The 25292-nt window shown below is 32.4% G+C and carries 16 protein-coding genes and 3 pseudogenes; 12 read left to right on the plus strand and 7 right to left on the minus strand.

The window, feature by feature from the left end; all coding sequences use genetic code 11:
* Positions 1 to 19: 19 nt before the first annotated feature.
* On the minus strand, positions 20 to 1108 hold the full coding sequence (locus tag AD998_11975; GenBank protein KOY86765.1) for a hypothetical protein: 1089 nt from the start codon (positions 1106 to 1108) through the stop codon (positions 20 to 22).
* Positions 1109 to 1732: 624 nt separating this feature from the next.
* On the opposite strand from AD998_11975, the pseudogene AD998_11980 reads away from it, so the two are divergent.
* A pseudogene (locus tag AD998_11980) lies at positions 1733 to 2119 on the plus strand (hypothetical protein).
* A 111-nt stretch (positions 2120 to 2230) separates the two neighbouring features.
* Positions 2231 to 3697 (plus strand): hypothetical protein, encoded by a 1467-nt coding sequence (locus AD998_11985; GenBank protein KOY88177.1) that lies wholly within the window; start codon positions 2231 to 2233, stop codon positions 3695 to 3697.
* A 56-nt stretch (positions 3698 to 3753) separates the two neighbouring features.
* Here AD998_11985 and AD998_11990 read toward each other — a convergent pair whose 3' ends face one another.
* Both AD998_11990 and AD998_11995 read right to left on the minus strand, forming a co-directional pair.
* Complete coding sequence (locus AD998_11990; GenBank protein KOY86766.1) at positions 3754 to 5694, minus strand: hypothetical protein; 1941 nt, start codon at positions 5692 to 5694, stop codon at positions 3754 to 3756.
* Positions 5695 to 5819: 125 nt separating this feature from the next.
* On the minus strand, positions 5820 to 7835 hold the full coding sequence (locus AD998_11995; GenBank protein ID KOY86767.1) for an excinuclease ABC subunit B: 2016 nt from the start codon (positions 7833 to 7835) through the stop codon (positions 5820 to 5822).
* Between the two features lie 98 nt (positions 7836 to 7933).
* Here AD998_11995 and AD998_12000 point away from each other — a divergent pair, with 98 nt between their 5' ends.
* The 4 genes and pseudogenes from AD998_12000 to AD998_12015 all read left to right on the plus strand — a co-directional run bounded on the left by AD998_12000 (position 7934) and on the right by AD998_12015 (position 12814).
* Positions 7934 to 8953, plus strand: a complete 1020-nt coding sequence (locus AD998_12000) for an adenosine deaminase (protein KOY86768.1) — start codon at positions 7934 to 7936, stop codon at positions 8951 to 8953.
* Positions 8954 to 9059: 106 nt separating this feature from the next.
* Complete coding sequence (locus AD998_12005) at positions 9060 to 10523, plus strand: hypothetical protein (GenBank protein ID KOY86769.1); 1464 nt, start codon at positions 9060 to 9062, stop codon at positions 10521 to 10523.
* Positions 10524 to 10557: 34 nt separating this feature from the next.
* A complete protein-coding gene (locus AD998_12010) occupies positions 10558 to 11367 on the plus strand; it encodes a DNA alkylation repair protein (protein KOY86770.1) in 810 nt (269 codons plus the stop codon).
* An 811-nt stretch (positions 11368 to 12178) separates the two neighbouring features.
* Positions 12179 to 12814 (plus strand): annotated as a pseudogene (locus tag AD998_12015) (hypothetical protein).
* A gap of 953 nt (positions 12815 to 13767) precedes the next feature.
* Here AD998_12015 and AD998_12020 read toward each other — a convergent pair.
* Positions 13768 to 14550 (minus strand): annotated as a pseudogene (locus tag AD998_12020) (hypothetical protein).
* Positions 14551 to 14630: 80 nt separating this feature from the next.
* On the opposite strand from AD998_12020, the gene AD998_12025 reads away from it, so the two are divergent.
* Positions 14631 to 15098: a hypothetical protein gene (locus tag AD998_12025; protein ID KOY86771.1), complete on the plus strand. Its 468-nt coding sequence runs from the start codon at positions 14631 to 14633 to the stop codon at positions 15096 to 15098.
* 135 nt (positions 15099 to 15233) lie between these two features.
* Here AD998_12025 and AD998_12030 read toward each other — a convergent pair whose 3' ends face one another.
* Positions 15234 to 16577 carry a 2-oxoglutarate dehydrogenase gene (locus tag AD998_12030; protein KOY86772.1) on the minus strand — a complete coding sequence of 448 codons (1344 nt, stop codon included), beginning with the start codon at positions 16575 to 16577 and terminating at the stop codon, positions 15234 to 15236.
* Between the two features lie 226 nt (positions 16578 to 16803).
* Complete coding sequence (locus AD998_12035; GenBank protein ID KOY86773.1) at positions 16804 to 17310, minus strand: hypothetical protein; 507 nt, start codon at positions 17308 to 17310, stop codon at positions 16804 to 16806.
* Between the two features lie 139 nt (positions 17311 to 17449).
* Here AD998_12035 and tgt point away from each other — a divergent pair, with 139 nt between their 5' ends.
* Entirely contained in the window at positions 17450 to 18580 is a 1131-nt protein-coding gene (tgt, locus tag AD998_12040; GenBank protein ID KOY86774.1) for a queuine tRNA-ribosyltransferase, read from the plus strand.
* A 96-nt stretch (positions 18581 to 18676) separates the two neighbouring features.
* Here tgt and AD998_12045 read toward each other — a convergent pair whose 3' ends face one another.
* Positions 18677 to 19678: a hypothetical protein gene (locus AD998_12045; protein ID KOY86775.1), complete on the minus strand. Its 1002-nt coding sequence runs from the start codon at positions 19676 to 19678 to the stop codon at positions 18677 to 18679.
* 259 nt (positions 19679 to 19937) lie between these two features.
* On the opposite strand from AD998_12045, the gene AD998_12050 reads away from it, so the two are divergent.
* Genes AD998_12050 through AD998_12065 form a run of 4 tightly spaced genes read left to right on the plus strand, consistent with a single transcriptional unit; the run spans position 19938 to position 24676 of the window.
* Entirely contained in the window at positions 19938 to 20543 is a 606-nt protein-coding gene (locus AD998_12050) for a hypothetical protein (protein ID KOY86776.1), read from the plus strand.
* Positions 20540 to 21673 (plus strand): ATPase, encoded by a 1134-nt coding sequence (locus AD998_12055; GenBank protein KOY86777.1) that lies wholly within the window; start codon positions 20540 to 20542, stop codon positions 21671 to 21673. Before AD998_12050 ends, AD998_12055 begins: the two co-directional genes overlap by 4 nt.
* Positions 21646 to 22380, plus strand: coding sequence for a hypothetical protein (locus AD998_12060; GenBank protein KOY86778.1), 735 nt, complete (start codon positions 21646 to 21648; stop codon positions 22378 to 22380). Before AD998_12055 ends, AD998_12060 begins: the two co-directional genes overlap by 28 nt.
* On the plus strand, positions 22373 to 24676 hold the full coding sequence (locus AD998_12065) for a hypothetical protein (protein ID KOY86779.1): 2304 nt from the start codon (positions 22373 to 22375) through the stop codon (positions 24674 to 24676). Before AD998_12060 ends, AD998_12065 begins: the two co-directional genes overlap by 8 nt.
* Positions 24677 to 25292: the final 616 nt, after the last annotated feature.

Below are 25292 nucleotides of genomic sequence, written 5' to 3' on the forward strand. Positions count from 1 at the left end.
TAGTTAAAGTTCGTGGAGGTTATTGTTTATATTCTGAATAAGTAATAAATTCTTTTCCATCGAAAATGAAGAGACCATTTTCTTTCGTACTCACCCAAAGATTTCCAATTGCATCTTCCAAAATTGACCAACCACCTAAATTGGCTAATCCATCTTTTGTTGTAAAAGGAGCAATAGATTTTCCATCGTAACGAAAAAGTCCATCACCACAAAACCAAAAGTTTCCCTTTTTGTCTTCGATAATTCTAGCAATCATTGTAACGGTTAAACCCTCTTTTGCTGAAAAGCTTGTAAATGTTTTTCCATCATAACGGTAAGCTCCACCCCAATTGCTGAACCAAAGATTCCCATTTTTGTCCTGCAATTGAGGCCATCCCCAACTATGAGGTTTTGGTCTTGATCCATTTTGTCCTTGGATTAATTCTTGTAGTTTAAAATTGGTTATAGATTTACCATCGTAACGAAAAACACCTTTATTGGTTCGTCCACCTAACCAAATGTTACCTGCATTATCTTCTAAAATGCGTTCCACTTTATCATTACTGGTCAAAAAGCCATTTGGGACTTCATTCATTGGAAAATGTGTAAAAGATTTGCCATCATAAATATAGACACCATCAATCGTTACAAACCATAATTTTCCGCTTTTTGCTTGCAACATACTGTAAACCCAATGGTTTTGATAGTAGGTATTTTTGTTGGGAGGCAGGTTTTTGGGTAAAGGAATCTGGATTTTGTCAAATGTTTTACCATTGTAAAGACAAAGTCCCTTTTCAGTACCTATCCACAATTTTCCATCTTTATCTTCCAAAATGCAATAAATATTATTACAATCTAACCCATCTTTTACTGTAAATTGGTTGAACGATTTTCCGTCATACTTATAAAGCCCTTTTTCAGTTGTTCCAAACCAAAGATTACCTTCATTGTCTTGTAAACTACATCGAACGTTGCCAAATTGGGGGTCACTTATAGTTTTCATAAGTTTTGGATCTTCCTTTTCTTTTGGCAAATCTTTTTTAACTTGTCTGTTGCAAGAAGAAAATAGATTCAACAAGATTGTCAGCCAAGTAAGTTGAATAAATATCCTTTTATTTTTTAAATTCATTTTTTTATAAAATTAATGGTTTGGCACTTCATATTTGTTTTGCTATTTTTGTAAACTTTATAACTAAACAAAATTAACATCAACCATATATCTTGGATTATTTTTGTGGTAAAAAGAAGGTAAAAAATGGTAAATACATGATTATTACTTATTTTTAGAGATAAATTTATTCGAATGAATATCAAACTAATTACACTTTGGATAGGTATTATAAGTTTGCCTTTGTACCTATTTGCCAAGAATGATGATATTTCTGAAAAAGAAAAACAAGTTATTTTTAGACAGATTGGTAACAGAATTTTATGGCTTTCGGGAGATTCTACTTCAAGAGTATTGCCCATAGAAAAGAAAAATGACAATACTTACATCATTTCATTTGAAAAAAAACTCAGTATAGTATCTGATTCTTTATACAAGATAGTAATCCAAGAATTACAAAAAAATGGAGAATTTGATTTTGTAGCTGAATTGAAAGATTGTAACTCTAAGAAAGTTTTTGCTTCGTTTTTACACTCTCCCACAGACTCTATGACACCCTGTACAGGCAGGGAACTCCCTATAAATTGTTATACTCTTGAAATTACTTTACAAGAAAAAAAGAATGTGAAGTGGTTATGGTTAAGTATCCTCATATTGCCTCTAAGTATTGCCATGTATTATTTTTTAAAAAAGAAAGAAAATACTAAAATTCAAAAAGATATTAACCAAGCCGATTTTATTCAAATAGGTGATTATCAGTTCTGCGAACAAAAAAGAATACTCTATCACCTTTCTCAGAATGTAGAACTGACAGAAAAAGAGACACTTTTATTGTCCATATTTTTAAAAAACATAAATGATGTTCAAAGTAAAGATCATCTTATTGAAGAATTATGGGGTAAGAATGGTATAGTAGTTGTTCCAAAAAATCTGGATGTGTTGGTATCTCGCTTGAGAAAGAAGCTTGTTTTTGATGAAAAAATTAAAATTGTCAATAGTCACGGCATAGGCTACAAGTTAGAATGCTTATAAAATTGTTTGATAATGGTGCATCAAAAAATGTCATTTTGTCATTGGCATTTTTTTTGTAAAATATTTTTCAAAGAATCACGTTTTATCATCAAACTAAAAACTTTTTTTACTATGAATGATTTAAAAAAATTAACCTTAGCTGCTTTATTGGGTGGTGGCGTTTCTGCGGGCATTGTTAAAATATTTGAAAAGCCTGCTTCTGTTACCCGTATAGAGACTACTAATGGTAACATTGCAAAACCAGCTATTTATACCAAAGATGCAGAAGGCAATTTAATTCCTATCGATTTTACAATTACCTCCGAAAAAGTAACCAAAGCTGTTGTCTTCATTAAATCTACTAGTACAAATTCTACAGTTAGAGGTAACAGAGAGATGGATATGCTGGAAGAATTTTTTGGAGATGGAAGTGGACGCAGACGAAACCAACCTAGTGTAGGAACTGGTTCAGGTGTAATTATAGATTCTAAAGGACATATTGTAACGAATAACCATGTAATTAATGGTGCTGATGTAGTAGAAGTAGGATTGACTGATGGTAGAACTTTCAAAGCCAAAGTAATAGGCACTGACCCTAATACAGATTTAGCTGTTATCAAGATAGAAGCATCTGACCTACCCTTTTTGAAATTTGTAAACTCAGACCAAGTGAAAGTGGGTGAATGGGTGCTTGCTGTGGGCAATCCATTTAATTTGAATTCAACAGTTACAGCAGGTATTGTGAGTGCAAAAGCTCGTAATATTAATATTGTTCGTGAAAATTTTGCCATTGAATCATTTATTCAAACAGATGCAGCCATCAACCCTGGCAATAGTGGTGGAGCTTTGGTAAACCTTAATGGTGATTTAATTGGTATCAATACAGCTATTGCAAGCCCTACGGGTGCTTATTCTGGTTATGGATTTGCAGTCCCTTCTAATATTGTAACTAAAATCATTGAAGATTTATTAGAACATGGTGTTGTACAAAGAGGTTTCTTGGGTGTACAACTACAAAATGTAGATGGTAATGTAGCTAATGATAGAGGTTTAAAGGTGACAGCTGGTGCTTTGATAGCGAAAATCAATGAAAATAGTGCTGCTCAGAAAGCTGGTATCCAAGAAGATGATGTCATTATAGAAGTAGAGGGTAAAAAAACCAACTCTGTTTCGGAAGTGCAAGAAATGATAGGAAGAAAACGCCCTGGTGATGAAATAAAAATAAAAATAAATAGAAAAGGTACTGAAAAAGAATTAAAAGTAGTTTTAAGAAACCAAAGTGGTGGAACTGACAAAGTTACAAAACCTTCTGCAAAAGATGTAGCCAATCTTTTAGGAGCGAAATTTGAAGATATAGATGCCTCTACTGCTCGTAAACTGGGTATAACTGGTGGTGTGAAGGTAGTAGAATTGGGTGATGGAAAACTCAGTAAAAATACCAACATGCGTGAGGGATGTATCATTACCAAAGTAGATAGAAAACCTGTAAAGAATGTTGCTGAATTGCAAAAAATCTTAGAAAACGCTCAAGATGGCGTCATGATTGAGGGAGTCTATGAAGATATGTCTGGTACGTTTTTCTATGCCTTTGGACTGTAAAATAATTTAGTAATCTTTTATCAAAAGCCTGATATTGCTATCAGGCTTTTGTATTTTTAATAAACAGCAATATGAATCACTCTGTTATCCTTTGTAAAAGCTTGTCCTTTTTCTTTCACAAAATTTACTTGCTGATTGGGGTCTAAAAGTTGATTGATATAATTATCAATGGTTCTTTTTTCTACATTTACAGGTGCTCCATAAGTGATGGCATCATCCAAATACGAGTATATAATTTTCTGATATTCTTGTCTGAAAAGATTATTAGATATAAACAAATCTGCTCCTTCTATTTGGTTTCCTGTTACTGCTATCACACCTACAATATCATCTTGTCCCTGAAAAACCTTCTCAAAGAAATTCATGTATTCTTGTTCTTGTTTTCTAAACTCTCTATTTTCAGCATGGGCTGTGTAAGCATCTGTATTGCTATAAATATTGTCTTTTTTGTTGGTTTTGGAAACTTCATTCCAAACAGCTTGTTGACCTTTTTTGTGGTCAACAATATCTCTTAAATGTTCATTAGCCATTCCATAATATTCTTGAAATTTCTCGTTTCTTCCATCTCCTTTGTATTGCCAACGTCCTTTTTCAACACAAAAAACAGGTAGTTTTACTTGTCCACTATTGGGTGCAATGAGCATATCACTGGCTATGACTCTGTCCTGCTTTCCACCTATCAAAACTTCACCAGACATCACAAATAAGGTATCGTTTGAGAGGTTGCGTATGAGTAGTGTATTCACTGAACCACTCTTGTTTACTTCATTAATTACAACTTTATCTGTATTAATGGCTTCTTGCAATGTGAGATAATAGCCCATATTGCCCGCCACTTGTTTAAAGTTACTATTGGCTCTTACAGGAATCAATCTTAAATTTTTATACGTATAACGATTGGCATTGCTGAAATCTACTGTAACATATTCCAAGTTAAAAGGGAATAAACCAGTATCTGCATTATTTGTACTGGAACTTGTGTTAAAACTGAGTTGAACATCTATTCTTTGTGTTGGGCAACGAAGGCTTTGCATCAAATATTTATAATATTGATCGTCTGAGCTACCTTTTGAGAAATTTTTCAAATCTAATTTTACTTCTATTTGCTTCATTTCGGGGTTATTGGAGGGTGAAATTGCTACCAAAGCCTCACCTTTCTGATTGGTAAAATAATTATTCTGATTGATTTTTTGTGGTAAAAAGCTTATTTGTAATGGAATTTTGGGGACAATCAGATTATTCAAATCTGTTACTTTAATGGTAAGACTTTTAGACTCATTTCGTGATGAAAACGCCAAAGAGGATACATTGGTAATGATATTCAATTTATCTAAAAGTTCTTGGATATTGGTGTATGCCTCTATAGCTAAATTGATTGATTTCCCTTGATAAGTAGTTTCTATGTTTTCGCCCCAATATGCTTTTATAGCCAATAAAGATTGCAAATAAAAATCAATAGCTGTGGTATAAGATTTTAATTTTTCTGCATTTTGAGCCTTTTCATAGAATTGCAATGCCATTTTTCGAGCATTTTCCAAATTTCTTTGTTTTTGGCTGGCATATTCAGACTTTAGGATTCGGTAATAAATCCAATAATTTTGTTCATCTTCATAAGTATCAACTAGTTCTAAATTTTCTATTTCATCAGCAACTGTCGATTTGATAGTAGATTGATATTCTTCTCTAAATGTACCATTTTTATCCATCTGGTTCAGAATAGAAACACTCTGAATCGTAACTCTAATTTCACTCAATAGGTCTTGCAGGGCGTTTTTTTTAGCAACTTTCTGATAATCCGTATTTCGTTTGGTGGCAGAGGCTACTCCAATATAATGCAGAGAGCTATTAGGACGGCTCTGCACCCATGAAGGCTCTTTTTTCTGAGCAAAAATACCCTCGAATGCTACCAACCATACAAAAATAAATAAGAGACTTTTCATGATTTTAAATATTTTCAAAGTTTTACTATCTTGACTTATAACTTTACTACCTTTCAAAATGTTTGCCAATTCTATCACTTAAATTAAAAAACTTGAACTCCTTCTAAAACAATCAAAGGGCTGGAAATTTCCAGCCCTTTGAAAAGTCTAATATCTTATGTCTCGTTTCTCAAGTCTAAAACCTATTTTCCCAATTTCTTTTTGATAGAGTTCAGTTCATCACGTAATCGGGCTGCCTCGACAAAATCTAAATCTTTAGCTGCTTTTTCCATCGCTTTTTGGGTTTCTTTGAGTAATTTTTCTAAATCTTGCTCTTTCATATTATTTACCACAGGGTCAGCGAAAATATCTACTTCTTCAGGTTCTACATAATAATTTTTAACAGTTTTCTTGGCATTTGCCATTTTGGTTTGCTCCATAATTGCTTCTCTCGACTTGAAAACAGTTGTTGGCGTAATGCCATTGGCTTCGTTGTACAAGGTTTGGAGTTTTCTTCTGCGTTGCGTTTCGTTGATGGCTTTCTCCATAGAGTTTGTGATTTTATCTGCGTACATAATCACACGCCCTTCAGAGTTACGAGCAGCCCTTCCAATTGTTTGAATGAGAGAACGCTCATCTCTCAAAAAGCCTTCTTTATCTGCATCCATAATAGCAACTAATGATACTTCTGGCAAATCGAGTCCTTCTCGGAGCAAATTTACACCCACCAATACATCAAAAATGCCCAAACGCAATTCTCTCAAAATCTCAACTCTATCCAATGTTTTTACTTCCGAATGAATGTATCTGCCCTTCACACCTACTTTATCCAAATACTTAGAAAGCTCTTCTGCCATACGTTTGGTAAGTGTAGTAACAAGTACTCTCCCTCCTCTTTGGGTAGTTTTATCTATTTCATCCAACAAATCATCAATTTGGTGCAAACTGGGTCTGATGATAATTTCAGGGTCTAAAAGTCCCGTAGGACGTATTACTTGCTCTATGATAACACCTTCTGAATTTTGAAGCTCATATTTTTGAGGTGTAGCACTTACATATACTATTTGATTGATAAGGCTCTCAAATTCTTCAAATTTCAGTGGACGGTTATCCAAAGCAGCAGGCAGACGGAAACCATATTCTACAAGCGAAGTTTTACGAGAACGGTCGCCAGCGTACATTGCCCTGATTTGTGGAATGGTTACATGGCTTTCATCAATAATAAGTAAAAAATCTTCAGGAAAATAATCCAACAAACAAAAAGGACGTTGCCCTACTTTTCTGTTATCAAAATAACGAGAATAGTTTTCAATACCTGAACAATACCCCAATTCTCGCATCATTTCCAAATCGAATTCGGTACGTTCTTTGAGTCTCATGGCTTCTTCGGATTTACCTTCTCGTTCAAAAAGTTTGATTTGCTCTACCAAATCATCTTGAATTTCCTGAATGGCTCTATGGAGCGTTTCTTGACCTGTTACAAATAAATTGGCAGGATAAATAGCAATTTGTTGCTCATCTGACTGTTTTTTGCCTGTGGGTGGGTCAATGATTTGAATATTTTCGATTTCATCATCAAAAAAGTAAATTCTGTATGCGAAATCGGCATACGCCACAAATACATCCACTGTATCGCCTTTTACTCTGAAATTTCCTCTTTGGAAATCTACTTCAGTTCGGCTGTATAAAATATTTGTCAGAGCATATAAAAACTGATTTCTTGTAATCCTTTGCCCTATTTTGAGGTGTAGTACATTTTTACCAAACTCTTGTGGATTGGCAATACCATAAATACACGAAACAGAAGCTACAACAACAACATCTCTTCTACCTGAAAGCAATGCAGATGTAGCTCTCAAACGCAGTTTTTCAATTTCATCATTGATTGCCAAATCCTTTTCGATATAGGTATTGGTGCTGGGGATGAAGGCTTCGGGTTGATAGTAGTCGTAATACGAAATAAAGTACTCTACAGCATTATTTGGAAAAAATTGTTGAAATTCTCCATAAAGCTGTGCAGCAAGCGTTTTATTATGGCTTAGAATCAGGGTTGGTTTCTGAACTTCTTGGATAACATTTGCCATCGTAAATGTTTTTCCTGAACCTGTTACACCTAAAAGAGTTTGGTGTTGCTCTCCATTTTGTAAACCTTCCACCAATTTGATAATGGCTTGTGGCTGGTCGCCTGTGGGCTTAAATTCACTGGTCAGTTGAAACATAGTAGTAAGGTGCTAAACCAACAAATTTAACATTTTTTTGTAGTATTCTTGCATGTTCATTCCGAAATAATTTACTTAGAATTATAAACCAACATATCATGGATACAACGCTTCAAAATTTTATTCAGAATATTCCTAAAGCAGAATTACACTTGCATATTGAAGGCACTTTTGAGCCAGAACTCATGTTTGCTATTGCTCAAAGAAATAAAGTAGATTTACCTTATAAATCTGTGGAGGAACTCAGAAAAGCATATCAGTTTTCTTGTTTGCAAGATTTTTTGGATATTTATTACACAGGTACAAACGTACTACTCAAGGAAGAAGACTTTTATGATTTGACAATGGCTTATTTTGAAAAATGCCATGAACAGAATATCCGCCATACTGAAATCATGTTTGACCCACAAAGCCATACAGATAGAGGCGTGAGTTTTGAAACTGTTATCACAGGTATCAATAAAGCCCGAAAAGAAGCTCAGAGCAAATATAATATTTCATCTCTTTTAATTATGTCATATTTAAGGCATTTATCAGAAGAATCTGCTTTTGAAACACTGAAACAGTCTTTACCTTTTAAAGAGCATATCAAGGCTGTAGGGCTTGATTCTTCTGAAAAAGATAATCCTCCTTCTAAATTTGAAAGAGTTTTTGCTGCCTCCATTCAAGAAGGTTATATTCCACTTGCTCATGCAGGTGAGGAAGGTTCTGCCGAATATGTGTGGGAAGCATTAAAACTTCTCAAAATTCATCGTATTGACCATGGAAATAGATGCTTAGAAGACAAAACACTTTTAGATTACATTATCAAAAACGATATAGCTCTTACAATTTGTCCTTTATCTAATTTGGAACTCAAAGTAGTTGAAGATTTAAAACAGCATCCTATCAGAGAAATGCTTGATTTGGGTTTAAAAGTTACTGTAAACTCTGATGACCCTGCTTATTTTGGCGGACAACTCACTAAAAATTTTGAAGCCATTGCAGAAAATTTAAACTTAGGAGAATCTGATATTTATGAATTTGTCCGTAACTCATTTCAGTATTCGCTACTACCCGAAACAGAAAAACAAAAGCATTTAAAAGAATTAGAAATCTTTTATCAAGCTCATTCATAATTTTTCTGTTTCTGATGCAACCTTTTGAGAGAATCTGCATCTTTTATATAAGTTATGTATCTTAATCATTACTTTTATGAAACTATCAGGTTCTCTCGTTATTTTAATGGTATTTTGTTCGGCATTTAATATTTTATTGGGACAAAATTCCAAAGCTCCTTGCAAATGTGAGCAAGATTTTAATTATACTATCAATTATCTTGAGAATCATTATTCTGGCTTTCAGGATAATGTAATAGATGCCAATAAAGAACAATATAACAAGCTCAAACAAGATATTTTGGCTGATATTCAGGCTCATCAAACACCTGATATGGTTTGTTTGGCATTTATGAAAAGATACCTTGCATTTTTTAAGGATAACCATTTACAAATTTGGGGCAGTAGCATAGATGTGGACGAAAACAAACCAGAATCTATTGCTAAATTCAAAGAAAGTGATGTTTTTAAAAATAGAGAACGCATTCAATATGATTCTATGAGTGTTTATCAGTATTTGTCTAAAAGTCAAGATCCTATTGAGGGTATTTATAAAACAAGTGTTTATGAATTTGCTGTTCTAAAAAATCAGAATAGTTTAAGGGATTATTATGCTGTGATGATTAGAAGCACCACTTCTCTTTGGGAAAGAGGACAAATAAAATTAGATTTAAAACGGATAAATGGCAATTATTTCCAATCTATTGTGTATATGCGAAATCATAGCATGAACATCCAGAATATTACATCAGAATCTCCTATTTTTGAAATTTTTGGAGGTGTACAAAAAAATTTCCCAAAACAGGAGTCTAAAGAAATTGTAAAACAAAAATTCAGTGTTGCACCAGAAGGTGAATGGTTTCAGTTCAAGGCTCTCAATGATAGCACTCATTATGTACATATCAAAACTTTTGATGGAGCTTTGCAAACTAAATTTGATTCTGTTTACAAACAAATCATTCCTGTCATTAAAACCAAGCCTTATCTGATCATTGATATTAGAGACAATGGTGGTGGTAGTGATAATAACTGGAAGCCTTTGGCACAATTGGCTTATACTACTCCCTACGAATATGATAAGACCTATGTTTTCTGCACTACCGAAACTATTAAACGCTATGAGGAAATACTTGAAAAAATGCAGAAAAATCAAAAAGATTATGGTGATGATATGATTAAATGGGCAAAAGAAAGAGTTACTTTGATGAAAAAAGCTCCTCTCAATACATTTGTGCTAGCAGGAAAGTACAAAGGAAAAAACAAATACCGAAAACAGAAACAAATTGAGCCTACTCCTAAAAAGATTATATTGATGTATAATCGGAATAGTGGTAGTGCAGCCGAAGGGATTATTTTGGATGCGATGCATAGTAAAAAAGTAATAACCTTTGGAGAAAATTCAGGTGGATATATCACTTTTGGCAATGTGATGACCATTCCTACGCCTGAATTGAAACTAAATTTGCAAACAGCTACTCAAAAAACACCCAATAGATTTATTTATGAAAAAACTGGCATCCCTCCACAAGTAAGAGCCAATAATAATGAAGATTGGCTTGTACAGGCTTTAAATCTGTTGAAAAGCAAATAATTTTTGCATACATTGGGTTATCAAAAAATCAGGTATGACAACTCAAACTAAACGTAAAGGGGCTCGCTCCATCAAAGATATTCCACAGGATATTCTAAAAAAACTCAATTTGGGAGAAATAGAAACAGCCAATTTGATGGAGTGGCTTGCCATTGATACTTCAGAACTGCTGAAAAATCTTTTGAATCAATTAAAAAGGCAAGATTATCTAAAAACAATACTCAGCAATATTGATGCTCTAAAAAAGAAAACGATTAATACTGTCAATGAAACGATTGGTTTGAGTTTTTATCAGTTAGCTACTGAAAATAATGATAAAGACTTTTTTAGCCTCTTATCTAAACATACTTCCGATTCGGTTAGGTGTTGGGCTGCTTATATGATAGGACAGAATTCGACTTTAGAAATTGCTCAAAAACTTTCTCAAATAGCTTTTTTTGCAGCAGATAGTCATTTTGGAGTACGAGAAGTGAGTTGGCTAGCAACTCGTCCAGATATTGCAAAAAGTTTGGATAAAAGCATTGAAATTTTGTCTAAATGGTCTGTCTCTCAAGATGAAAATATCAGACGTTTTGCCAGTGAAGCTACACGCCCCAGAGGTGTCTGGTGCGAGCATATTGAGATTCTCAAGAAAACCCCTGCCCTAGCACTTGATATTTTAGAGCCTCTTAAATCGGATAAAGCTAAATATGTACAAGACAGTGTAGGCAACTGGCTTAACGATGCCAGCAAAACACAATCTGAATTTGTAAAAGATTTGTGTAAAAAGTGGGAAAAAGAAAGTTCTACCAAAGAAACAGCCTATATTATCAAAAAAGCTTTAAGAACTCTTCAGAAACAATAAAAAACACATTTTCACAAAATATTCAAAATAATATTTGGATTTATATAAAAAATATTATTTTTGCACATCGTTCATTTACATCAGATACTTATCCAGAAAGATGGAGGGAATTGACCCTGTGAAGTCTTGGCAACCATCAGCAATGAAAAGGTGCCAAATTCAACTCGAATATTTCGAGAAAGATAAGTTAGAAAATTTGCACTTCATTATTCTTTGATATTAAAATGCTCTTCTAGCTTGTCTGAAGAGCATTTTTGCTTTTCAGTCTTCATAGTCCTATTCTATTTTTTCTATTCGGTGAATAAAATCTTTTGGAATGATATTTCATCATTTTAAAACCTATTTTATGATGCTTACGTATTCATTTTTACAGAAAGATTTTGGGTAAAACCACTCTGATTTTCAACACAAACAACGCTTAAACAATTAAACTATTAAATTTATGAAATTTTTTCTATTTGTATTACTCGCAACTATTGGTTGTTTATCAGAAAGTTACAGTCAGGAAAATCAAGCTTATCGTGCCATTGATGACCTTCTGACAAATGCTCAATGGAATGCCATGTTTCCTAGAAGAGCTGGCACTTATGGAACTCATCCACAAGGATATACTTTAGATTTTTATTCATTTGCCAATTTTAAACAAGCCATTCAAGAACTTTCTGATTACAGAGTTCACATCCGAAAAAAACCTAATGTATGGGGCGAACTGATTACTATTACAAGAGTTTCAACCAATCATACTTATAATTATAGTGATGTGGATATTTCTTGGCACAATAACACTACTCCAGAAGTAATTATCAATATCAATTTTGCAGATTTTGTAAATACAGCCTCAGAAATCAATAATAAAAGAGAGTTAGCAGCTTTTTTAGCTAATATTTCTAAAGAAACTACTGGAGGATGGCAACCCATTGGTAGTGGATTAGATGGAGATTATACACTTTGGGGTTTATATTTTGTACACGAATTGGGTTATACAAGTAGTAATTGTAATAATGCTTATACATCTCCACATTCTGAATATCCACCCGTTTCTAATAAATGTTATTATGGAAGAGGCCCGATTCAGTTGTCATGGAATTATAATTATGGACAGTTTAGTAAGTTTTTATATGAGGACAAAACCGTTTTGCTCAATAACCCTGATGCTATTCAACAAGATGGTGTATTAGCTTTTAAGTCAGCTATTTGGTTTTGGATGATGCCTCAATGGCCTAAGCCCTCTTGTCATCAGGTGATGCATGACAAATGGTTGCCTCAGAATGGAGAGTATGTTACTAACAAAATGTATAAAAAAGGATTCGCCCATACCAATAATATCATCAATGGTGGCTTGGAGTGTAGAAATACCTCTGGTGTTGCTTTTACACAAAAAGTTGTTTTGCGTTCTCAACTTTACAAATATTATTTAGGAATTTTAGGGTTTTCTCCTGCCCAAATTAATAACGAGGATTCAGGAGATTATACTACTCTATGCCACGAAGGAGCCAGCAATGCTATGGAAAATTATAAAAGTGCCTATGTAATTGCCGATGCCCCTTTAGCTGTCAAATTAGGCAGTTTTAAAGCTCAATTAAAGTCTAAATATGTTGAATTGTTATGGACTCTTTATTCTTCAGATATCAGTTATATAGAAATTGAAAAATCTGACATGCATTTATCTAATTTTCAAACTATTACTAAAATACATCATCAGCCTGTCCATGAGTATAGTTACCACGATTTTCAGGTTAAAGAATGTTATTATCGTCTTAAAATCGTAGAAAATGGTAGCAATATTATTTATTCAAAGCCTATTTATTTTACACCTTATCCCGAAAAAAATTCCGTAGAAATATATCCAAATCCTGCTTCTGATATTGTTTGGATAAAAGGTTTAGAAGACAATGAAAAAATCAGCATTTATGATATTTGGGGAAAGACTTTTTATAAAAATATTCCTTATAACGCTCAAATTGGCATTTCTCTTGCTAATTTTCCAAAAGGAACTTATTATTTGCATATACAAACCAAAGAAAATTATAAAATCCTCAAGTTCATTAAATTGTAGTTTCAAATAAAGAAAAGGCTTTTTAGCCTTTTCTTTTGAATTTTTCAATCTTTTTTTATAATTATTAATCCTTTTCCTTTCAGTTTACTTGTAGTTTTTTCTTCTTTTGTTTCTTCCTTTTTAGAAAAACTAATTTTTAAACTCCCTTTTGTTTCATCTTCTTCTTTTTTAGATTCCCAATAGCTTTCTACATACGATTTTCGAGGTTCTTTTTCGAGTTTGGTGAGTTCTTCTTCTTTTTTTAAATCTAAGTTTTTGAGAAAGTCAAATATTTCTTCAGCATCTGGGCGTTGAGATGCATCATGGTTCATCATGGAACCGATGAGGCGTTTTAGTTTATTGGGCAAGCGTGTATCCACAATTTTCAACTCTTTTCCTTCGTTAGTAGCCTGACATGCATACACATATTTTTTAGGAAATTCGGGTAAATCTCCTTGTAAGTAAATACAATACAAAAGTCCTAAAGCAAAAATATCAGATTTTATAGTAAGGTTTTCAGACTTTTCTTTTCCTTGCACATATCTTGCTAGTTCAGGTGAATAGAAAACCATATCTCCTACTACTTCTTCTTGCAACTCAGGAGGTTTTGACGAAAAATAACTATTGTCAAAATCTATAAGTTTTGTTGTGTAAAAATTTGTTCTTGTTTGCTTGATAAGCACATTATCGGGTTTTAAATCGCCATGTACAATACCTGCTTTGTGCAAAATATTTAAACTATGAGCTATTGTCTTTAAAATCAGGATTTTGTTAGGTAATGGCAAAGAATATACTTCATCTGTTGAAAGCGAGGCTACATCAATTTTTTCTGTTACTTTGTAATAAGTACTTCCACATCTGAAGAAATCTAACGTAAATACCAAATTTCCGCCTACTCCACATTTTTCATTGATTTGCTCCATCAGAGCTTTATGATGTACTTCAAAGCGTTCGCATTCTTTTCTTTTTCGTTCTTTGGAAGCCACGCTCCCTGGTGAGCCTTCTGTGGGGTATTTAGGAGCAAGAAACTCCTTCATAAAATATACTTTATCGCCTTTTTGGGCAAAAGTCCACTTGCTCAAGCCTCCACCTGCTGTGGTAAAATCTTGCAAAATTTTATATCCATTGATGATTTCGCCCTTTAACATGAGATATTTGGTCAGATAGCTTTGGTTATTATAAGAATTTAATATATTTGAGATGCACAAATTTACAAAATTTTATACTTATGATACCCAAAAACTTCTTTTCTACACTTAGAATTTTACATTTAGCAATTAGTTTTGGTACTTTGGCAATCATTGTCATTTTTTATGTTTTGAGTAAAAATCAACCAGAACCTCTTCTCACTCAAGATAACAAAATGCTTGTGTATATTTTCCCTGTTTTTGCTATAGTAGTAGGAGCTACTGGTATTTTTCTAAGTAAACAATTTTTAGCTAAAATAAAAGATCAAAAATTATTAGACAAACTAAACCAATATCGAGTTGCTTATATTGTTCGTTGGGCAATGATTGAAGGAGGTAGTGTCATGTTGGTGATGGGATTTTTTATGAGTAAACAAATTGCATTTTTGGGTTTAGCGAGTGCTGGATTGGTATTTTTACTTTTGCAAAAAGCGGATATCAATACTTTTCAAAATGATGTTCAATTATCCTCAGAAGAGAAAAAAGAGTTAGAAAGTACTTTTAGATAGATTAAGTAGCAATAAATTATAAGTTATGATTTATTTGAGGGCGTACTATAACTAATTTCTTTGATGGAATTATAGAATTGTTTCATTACACAAGAATCATAAAAAAGCCCCGAAAAAAATCGGGGCTTTTAGTTTTTAAAATAAGCTTTTACTTAAATCAAATTCTTCAAGGTAGTCAGCTACACGGCGTACAAACATCCCTCCTAATGCTCCATCTACTACTCTGTGGTCGTAAGAATGCGATAGGTACATCATATGTCTTACTCCTATTGTATCTCCAAATGGGGTTTCAATAACAGAAGCCTGTTTTCTGATAGCACCCAAAGCCAAAATACCTACTTGTGGTTGCATGATGATGGGTGTACCCAATACATTTCCAAAAGAACCTACATTGGAAACGGTGTAAGTTCCACCTACGAGTTCATCTGGTTTCAATTTATTTTCTCTAGCTCTACGAGCAATATCATTGATTTTTTTAGTCAAACCTACTAAATTCAATTGGTCTGTATTTTGGATGACAGGCACAATCAAATTGCCACTAGGCAAAGCAACAGCCATTCCAATATTGATATTTTTGCGTTTGATGATTTTATCACCATCCACAGAAATATTCATCATGGGGTAGTCTTTGAGAGCTTTGGAAATAGCTTCTATAAACATAGGCATGAAAGTAAGAGCTTCTCCTTCTTTTTGAAGCATTTCATCTTTTACTTTTCTTCGCCAGTAAACCAAATTAGTTACGTCTGCTTCTACAAATGAAGTAACATGTGGAGCTGTATGCTTCGATTCTACCATTCTTTGGGCAATCATCTTACGCATTCTATCCATTTCAATCACTTCATCACCAGCAAATATAGGTACTGGTGTAGATTTTTTCTCAGGCTGAACAACTTTTACCTCTTGTACTGGTGTTACTTGTATTTCCTCAACTGGTTTTACTTCAATCACAGGTTCAACAGTTTTAGGTTGTTGTATAACTGTTCCCCCTGATTGCTTAGCTTTTACATAAGCTAATATATCATTTTTAGTAACTCTCCCCTCTTGTCCTGTTCCTGCAATAGTTTCAAGTTCACTCATTGAAATACCTTCTTCTTTTGCAATATTTAACACCAATGGAGAATAAAAACGACCAGCAATAGGTTCTGAAAGTGTTTTTACTTCTTCGATTTTAGCTTCTATTTTTTGAGCTTCTTTTACAACTTCTTGTGTTGGTGTAGTTTGTGGTTGGCTTGCTCCTCCTCCTGTATCAATAACAGCTATTGTTTTACCTACTTGTACAACATCACCTTCTTTTACCAAAACTTCTTTCAATACACCCGCATGCGTAGAAGGTATTTCTGTATCCACTTTATCAGTGGCTACTTCCAAAATAGACTCATCTTGTTCTATTTTATCACCAACTTTTTTGAGCCAGTTCAAGATAGTGCCTTCCATGACACTTTCGCCCATTTTGGGCATAACCAATTCTACTAAAGCCATATTATTTAGTTGCGTTTAAAGATTATTTGGGTGTGTTTTGGTTGCTAAATTACAAATTAAAAGTTACTTGGCAAATTTTACAATGAAATTCCTTTAGATGCAACTTTTATACAAATTTTACTTCTTAAAACACTTTTATCTTAGTTTATATGATTCCTAATATTATATTTTCTTAAAAATGTTTTTTCAGAATAACATGTTTTGATATAGTGTTTTTATAATATTTTTATTTTACAAACTTTTTTACCATCATAAAAGTATGCATTTCAAAACCTTCTCCAAATTCTTTATCTTCAAGTTTTTCTATGATAAAACCACTCTTAAAATAAAAATTAATTGCTTTGAAGTTTTTTCTATTTACATCTACATATACTATTTCTGGTGTATTTTTTTCTTCTAAATAATTCAAAAAGCCTTCTCCTATTCCATTCCCATGATAATCTGTATCTATATAAAATCTACTTAAATCATAAATTTTTCCATCTGTGGTGTAAGTGCAAGAATAGGCTACAATCTTTTCTTCTTTTACACCCACAAAAAAGTGATAGTTCCTATCCATTAACTCTTTGATATTCTTTTCAGAGTGAACATTGGCAAGCATATATTCCATTTGTTCTTCTGTGGTAAGGTTATGATATATTTTTCTCCAAATTTTTTCATTCAGTTCATGAATATCTTTTACATCATTTTTATTTGCTTCTCTAAACGAAATAGATGAGTATTTATTTGCCATAATTTTATAGTTTAAAATGGTGCTTACCAAAACTATATTTTTTTTAGATAAGATAAAATTTTCTTTTTATAATTTTAGAGAAAAATAGTTTGTTTGTTGTTATGGGATTCTGTTTTTTTGCATTCTAATTAGTTTTTTCATGAAATTTGAATTATTACATACTGATTCTCAAACAAAAGCTCGTTTGGGAAAAATAGAAACAGATCATGGAGTCATAGAAACCCCTATTTTTATGCCTGTGGGTACAGCAGGTACAGTAAAGGCTGTACATACAAGAGAATTACATAATGATATTCAAGCCCAAATTATTTTGGGAAATACTTACCATTTGTATCTACGCCCAGGGCTTGATGTCCTCAAACAAGCAGGTGGATTGCATAAATTCAATGGTTGGAACAAACCCATTCTTACAGATAGTGGTGGTTATCAAGTATATTCGCTTGCAGAAAACAGAAAGATTACAGAAGAAGGTGTAAAGTTTAAATCTCATATTGATGGCTCATATCATTTCTTTTCACCTGAAAGTGTGATGGATATTGAAAGAATCATTGGAGCTGATATTATGATGGCTTTTGATGAATGCCCTCCCTACCCTTGTGATTATACATATGCCAAGAAATCGATGCATCTCACACACAGATGGTTAGAACGTTGTTGCAAACGTGTAGATGAAACAGAAGGCTTGTACGGATATAGTCAAACGCTTTTCCCGATTGTACAAGGTAGTGTTTTCAAAGACTTGAGAAAGGAATCGGCTGAATTTATTGCTTCTATGGGTAGAGAAGGCAATGCCATTGGAGGACTTTCAGTAGGTGAACCTGCTGAAATGATGTATGAAATGACAGAGTTTGTTTGTGATATTCTTCCCAAAGATAAACCTCGTTATCTGATGGGTGTAGGTACACCTGCCAATATTTTGGAAGGAATTGCTTTAGGTATAGATATGTTTGATTGTGTAATGCCCACTCGTAATGCTCGAAATGGTATGTTGTTTACCACACAAGGCATTATCAATATTAGAAATGAAAAATGGAAAACTGATTTTACACCTATTGATGAAACTTTGGGTGGTGAAGTAAGTGGCTTTTACTCAAAAGCTTATTTAAGGCATTTGATGATTAGTAAAGAAATTTTAGCTGCTCAAATAGCCAGTATTCATAATTTACGTTTTTATTTGTGGCTGGTTGCTCAAGCGAAAGAACAAATCAGATTAGGAACTTTCAAAGCTTGGAAAGATAAAATGGTGGTAGATTTAATGAGAAAATTATAAAAAAATTATATCTGAAATCAAAAAAACAGAAACCTTATAGGCTTTTAAAGCACTCCTATAAGGTTTTCATTTTAATAACTTTCTTTATGATCAATACTATTTCACAAACTTCATATCGAGTGTTCCAACGTGTTTTATTTCCATTCCCATCATATTTTGTTTAGTAGTAATATTACCTGCAATGTTATTGAGCATACCCACTTTATTATCAAATAAGTAGTTAAAATCAGCTACCATTGTCTGTCCCATTTGTGGGGCTAGCATTTCTTTATCATCTTCTTCAAGTTTGGTATCTTTCTCAATTTTTTGAGCGTCAATCGAAGATTTCAGATTCAATTTAATAGATGCTTGCTGATTGGTAAAAGAATTGACTTTCTGTATAACCTCCATTCCCATCATGCTCATTTTATTTTCTTCGCCTACTGTAGTATTTTGGGGTAATTGCAAAAGGTCAATAAAATCTGTTGGAATAAGGTCTATGGTATTGTCTGTTTCTTTTATTTCAACTGTTTTAGGCTTGGGTTTATTGATAGTAGTTACTGTATAACCAGCTTTGAGTTGCCCTGTCTTTGGATTAAACTCTGCCATGACTGAAAGTTTTTCTCCATCAGCTTCAGCAGAAGCTGCTATTCCACCTTCTTTTACTTTAGCTTCTACCAAAATGCTTCCACTCTCACGTACTACCAAAAAAGGTGTTTCCAAAAAGGTAAAGTTACCCTGATCATCCACCAAAAAATCAGCTTCTAAGCTTGATTTTGGGAGATTGATGATTGAGGCAACGATTCTTTTTTTGTCATCCACTACATTAAAATTTTCTAAATAAAAAGTACCTTTTGCACCACCATTGGGTGTTTTGGAATTAATTTTGAGTACAAAAGTAGATTTTGTAGTGAATTTCATGGTAGGCATTGCACTTTGCATCATACCTCCTATGTTTACACCACCTACGTTTCCACCACCAGAACTGGAAATTTCATCTGTTTGTGTAGCGGCAAAACGATAAATAACCCCTTCTTTCCATTGATAAGCCAATTTTTGAGCATTTGCTTTCTGAAAAAATGTAAATAAACATGCGATTAGTAAAATTCTTAATTTCATAGAATAATGATTTTGAGGTGTGTAATGATGAATTTAGATTATAAGATTGAGTTTACAACTATTGTGCCAACTTGGTTTATGTACTTTAGAGATTCCTTTGGATTGTAAGTAAGATACTCGCTTATATATCTAATAGCCTGTTTATTTTATAAAACATAAAAAAACTGTTTATTTGTAGTTAATAACCCAAACATAAGAGCAAATTGAACTTGAATATTCAATAAAATTATAAACTATGCAGGAAAACGCTCTGCTTCTCATGCTAAAAACTTTAAGAGAAAAAGAAGAAGTTATTTTATATAATAACTTATTGGACATTCCACAACAATATGTTCAGGAAGTACTAGAATATTTGGCTGATGAGTACAATAGAGAAAAAATTGATTATCCTTATCCAGCTCCTCCATTTGATAAATATGCTGCTCAATGGGGTATGTATGTAACTTATTTTGCTACTCAATTAATTCTTTATAGAGAACACAAGAGTAAAGATTTGGATATACTATTTACTCAATTTCAAAATAGAATAACAGCAGAATCAGTTTTATCAGCTGATATCTGTTTAAGATTTATTCCTCAAATTATTTATGAGCTTAATTTGATAGATATAGAAGATCCTTTAAAGAAAAAATTAGAAAATATTTTGCATATTTGGCACTATTCAGGACTTGAATATACTTCTTTGGATAGTGAAAATTTAGACTTTTCTGTAATAACATCAGACCCATGTCTTCTTCAATTGTATGTTGATAGGATTATAAGGTTCAAAAATAAATCTGTGGCTTGTCATCCAGCCATCATTCATCACATAAAGTCTAGTTTAGGTTTATATCATCAAGATTTTTGGAAAGATTTAAAACTATGAATACAATTGAAAAACTTAACCAAGTCCTCTCCTACTTAAAAAAATGTTTTGTAGGAAAAAATGAGATTATTGACCTGCTTGCCATTGGTTTAGTAGCCAGAGAAAATACATTTCTGTTAGGGCCTCCTGGTACAGCTAAAAGTGCGATTGTCAAACAGTTATCTACTTGTATTGAAAATGGAAAAAACTTTGAGTATTTATTAACCCGATTTACTGAACCCAATGAAATATTTGGCCCTTTTGATATTCGTAAATTAAAAGAAGGTGAATTGGTAACCAATACAGAAGGTATGATGCCAGAAGCTTCTTTAATTTTTTTAGATGAAATCTTCAATGCCAATAGTGCTATTCTCAATAGTTTATTGATGGCTCTTAACGAAAAAATATTTAGACGAGGAAAAGAAACAAAGAAATTACCTGCCTTGATGTTTGTGGGGGCTAGCAATTTACTACCTGAAGATGATACTTTAGCAGCATTATTAGATAGGTTTTTGATTCGAGTAAAATGTGATTATGTAGATACAGACTTATTAGAAGAAGTTTTACTTGCTGGCTGGGCTTTTGAAAAGCAACATGAAACAACCTATCCTTCTATTCTTCCTGATGAAATTATTCATTTACAACAAGAAGCCAAAAATGTTGATTTATCAGATATTCGTAAAACGTATATTCACCTAATTCACTCTCTAAGAACTTCTGGGATTAATGTTTCTGATAGAAGAGCTGTTAAAATTCAGAATTTAATTGCAGCTAGTTCCGTTATATGTGGCAGGAAACAAGCGATTACTTCAGATTTCTGGGTCATGAAATACATTTGGGATACAGAAGAACAAATAGAAATTTTAGCAGGCATGATAGACCAAATTATTGAAAAAGAAGAAAATAAAGATTTTGTTCATCCACAAGCATTTTTCAATAAAACTCCTAATTCTGAAGAAGTTATTAAAGAGGTTTTGTATTTACAGAATAAATGGGAACAAGAAGATTTATCTTTGGAAGAGAAAAATATTATTAAAGACAAGCTACGATATATCCAAACCAGAAGTCATTGGATCAAAAATCAGGAACATAAAATACATATTCAACAAGAAATTGATAAGCTATGGCAGAAAATGTTACAAACCATCTGATATACTATGTAGCCATTGCCAAAGAAGAAAAAGACAGTCTTGCTATTTTACGTATTTGGGATAATCTTAAAATAGCTTTTGATGATGAATTTGTATGGATTACAGGTTTTACAGAAGAGCAAATTCACAGTATTGAAATAAAATCTTTACCTTATAAATCTATTTATTACAGTGTAGAAGGTAACTTATTTCTAAAAGATAGTCTCCTACCAAATAGACGTATACCTTCTCTCCTTTGGACACCCATCCAAAGGGCTCTTCCTATTCAACTGCCTTCATTTAATCATAATTTTTTTGGAATACATGAAAAAATCAGTATTCATATAATTCCATCTGATGAAGAAAAAACAGCATTTGCTATTTTATGTAGTTTAGCTATACTTGGAAATTATGTCGAAAAAGCCCCAAAAATAAGATTAGAGAATCTTCTTTGGACAATTGTAAACTCATCAAAAGCATTGATTGTAGACCTCCCCCTTCTTCCACTCAATGGCAATGTATATTGGAAATATCAAAACATGCTTATACCTGTTGGGTACAGCTTTGAATTCCCTGAAATAGCACTTGTTTGGGAAAAGACCATAAACCCTGATGAAAAATATTGGATTTTATGGAATATTGATGACTCATATTCTTTAATTTTAAAGAAAGATTTCGAACCTCTCTCAATATCTTCTTTTAGAAAAACTATCCAAAATTATGAATAATAACGCTTCACACTATTTTCAAGCATCCGAAGATTATTTTTGGCAGTGGGAAGATAATGGCGAAGTAATAGCCATTCCTAACGGAGAAACAATTGCTTATAAGGCTTATATTTTAGAAATATTAGAATATCTTGCTCCACAAGGAATACCACGTTTTGGAGCATTATTATTAGCTCTCATAGCAACTAATAATAATGCTCATTTAGAGTCCATTACCCAAAATTTAAGTAAAAATGGAGCTCATATGAAGATTGTAGAGCAAGCTCTAGAATTTTTAAAAATACTTTCATCATTACCTCCAGAATATTACAAGGGACAGAAAAAACTGATTTTACTTCAAACTATTTTTAAAGATGCTCACAACAATCTTTCTCAAAAACAAGCAGAAAAAATTTTAAGAATCTATAAAGCCTTAGATAGACCCATTACACCTGATGAACAAAAAAAGATATCTCCAAGCATTGATATTATTTATCATGATTTCAGGGTAATAGCTATCTTATCCTCTAAGTTTAAGACTGTTCAGGATATTTTGGATGCTGTAGATGCAATCCCTACTCTTGAAGAAACCATAGAAATACCCTTAGAAACATCTGAAAAAAAAGATTTTATCTCATTATTAATTGAAGACGAAAAGACTTTTTATGTTGGATCTCTGGTAAAACATATTTGGAGTGGTTTACACATCCCTCTACAGAACAAACTACCCAGTCAACAACCTTTGGGTGGTTTTTCAGATTTAACGAATAAGGGTTCTTTTGATAAACTTTTAACTTCAGAATTTGCATACGAAGAAACTCTTTTTCTTTCTCGTATCGCAAATCAAGAAGCTTTGTATATACTGAGAGAAATCCCTCCTCAAAGCAATGATAAACAAAGAGTTATTTTAATAGATGTATCTCTCAAAAATTGGGGAACTCCTCATGTTTTAGCTTTTGCAATAACTCTTGCTCTTATTCATCACCCTAAAAATAAGATGGATACATTTGTTTATGGTGTAGGTCAGAAATATTTCCCTTTAAAATTTGATTCTAAAGAAGATGTGATAGAAGGGCTTAATTATTTAGACGCTTGTTTACATGCTGGGAGTGGGATAGAATTACTTTTCAAAGAAAATCCTCTCTTAAAAAATGCAGAGCTATTTCTTATTGCATCTGATGAAACCTATCAAACACCTTATATACAAAAAATTATACAGGAACATCATCATTTTTTTAATTACTGGATTCATACTAATATTGATGGAAATATTTCTGTTTACAAGAAACAAAACAGAGGTAAAATATTCATTCAAAATATTTTCTTACAACTAAAAAGTATTTGGAAAACAGACAAAAAAAATATTCATTTTGATTCACCTCAAAAAAAATATTATCAAATTAGCTCTTCTTATCCTATATTATTTCCAAACAATGAATTAAAGGCAAAAATTTTACTAAAAGATTCTATAGGGCGTATCTTTAGAATCACAAAAGACAAAAAGCTATTTTTATTAAATGCTCCAGATAAAGGCTGGTTACTTATTTATGATCATTTACCATTCTACGATGGAAAAAACTGTATAGGTTTTACAGAAAAATCAGAATGTATTTTGCTTATGTTTAATATCCATGAAAGAGCTGTTTATATAATTGATATTAATACAGATCAACAAACTGTGCTGAACTTCCCTAATTATAATTATCATCTTGATTTTTTCTTTGATGATACTAACTATCAATTTATATGCACGAATTATTCTTATCAATGGATTATTAAACAAAAAGATGAAGTTTGGATAATTGAGCAGTTTCAAAAATCTTATGAAGAATTAAATTCTTTAAGAAACTTCTATCTACAGAAAGCAGAAAACAATATGGATATTACTGAGTCTAAAAAAAGCATGAATGTTTTAAAAAATATTGATACAATCTTTATCAATGAATACAACAGTTTAATATTTTCAAAACATGAATTGTGCATAAATCAAGATGGTTGGAAATTAAATCCTTCTCAACACCTAAAACCTAAGATTATATCTAAAAGAACAAATATCAATTTTTTTAGATTTGGTGATGGTAGTAAAATTACCATCAATACAGGAGGAATGCTTACTTTTGAGAGTTCAAACCCTAATATTCCTGTTTTTCATTGCCCAAGTGTACTTGAACAACCTTTGGCTTTTGCTTCTGAAACTTTTTTTATAGGAAATCCATATTATAAAATCAATCATTTACAACAAAAACTCATAACACAACAAGAGCTAGCAAGTTATTTAATTGGATTTATTGAAAATATTAAAAACTATGGAACTTAAAATTATCCCTTCTTCTATCTCCCCAAATAAAAACACTCTTAAAGGGATACTGATAGAAGGAAGCTCTGTAAAATATTGGCTTTCAGAAATACAAAGAATGCAAATATCCTTGTTTTTCTCGGAAGTATATGCCATACCAAACCAAACACCTAATAGCATTTGGGGATGTTTTGTAGTTTCGGAAATGCCTTTTCATAATGTAGATTTAGAGAAAAACATCTATTGTCAATTAATAGGAAATGTTTTGTTCATTCCAGAAAAGACATCTGTTTTTCCAAAAATATCTGATAATGAACTACAAAGCCTCTTTTTTTCTAGAAAACATATTTTACATCCTGCTTTTGGGTTAGTAGAGTTATCTGAGCCTATTCTCTGGGAGAAGATTATTCAAGAACCTATTCATAATTTAATCAATATTTTGAAGCCTGTTTCTTCAGTCTTCATTCCATCAAAAATAAAGAGCTTTAGAATTAAACCTTTGGACATAGAAGAGTCTCTCCTTTTAATTGAAGAAAACACTTTTCCTAAGAAAGACTTCACTCAAAAACCTTTAAACAAACAGGAGAAAATAAAATTAAATTTTTATAAAAGATTTTTTGGTGAAAACTTATCCGAA

This window comes from bacterium 336/3 (assembly GCA_001281695.1).
Lineage (GTDB): Bacteria > Bacteroidota > Bacteroidia > Cytophagales > Thermonemataceae > Raineya.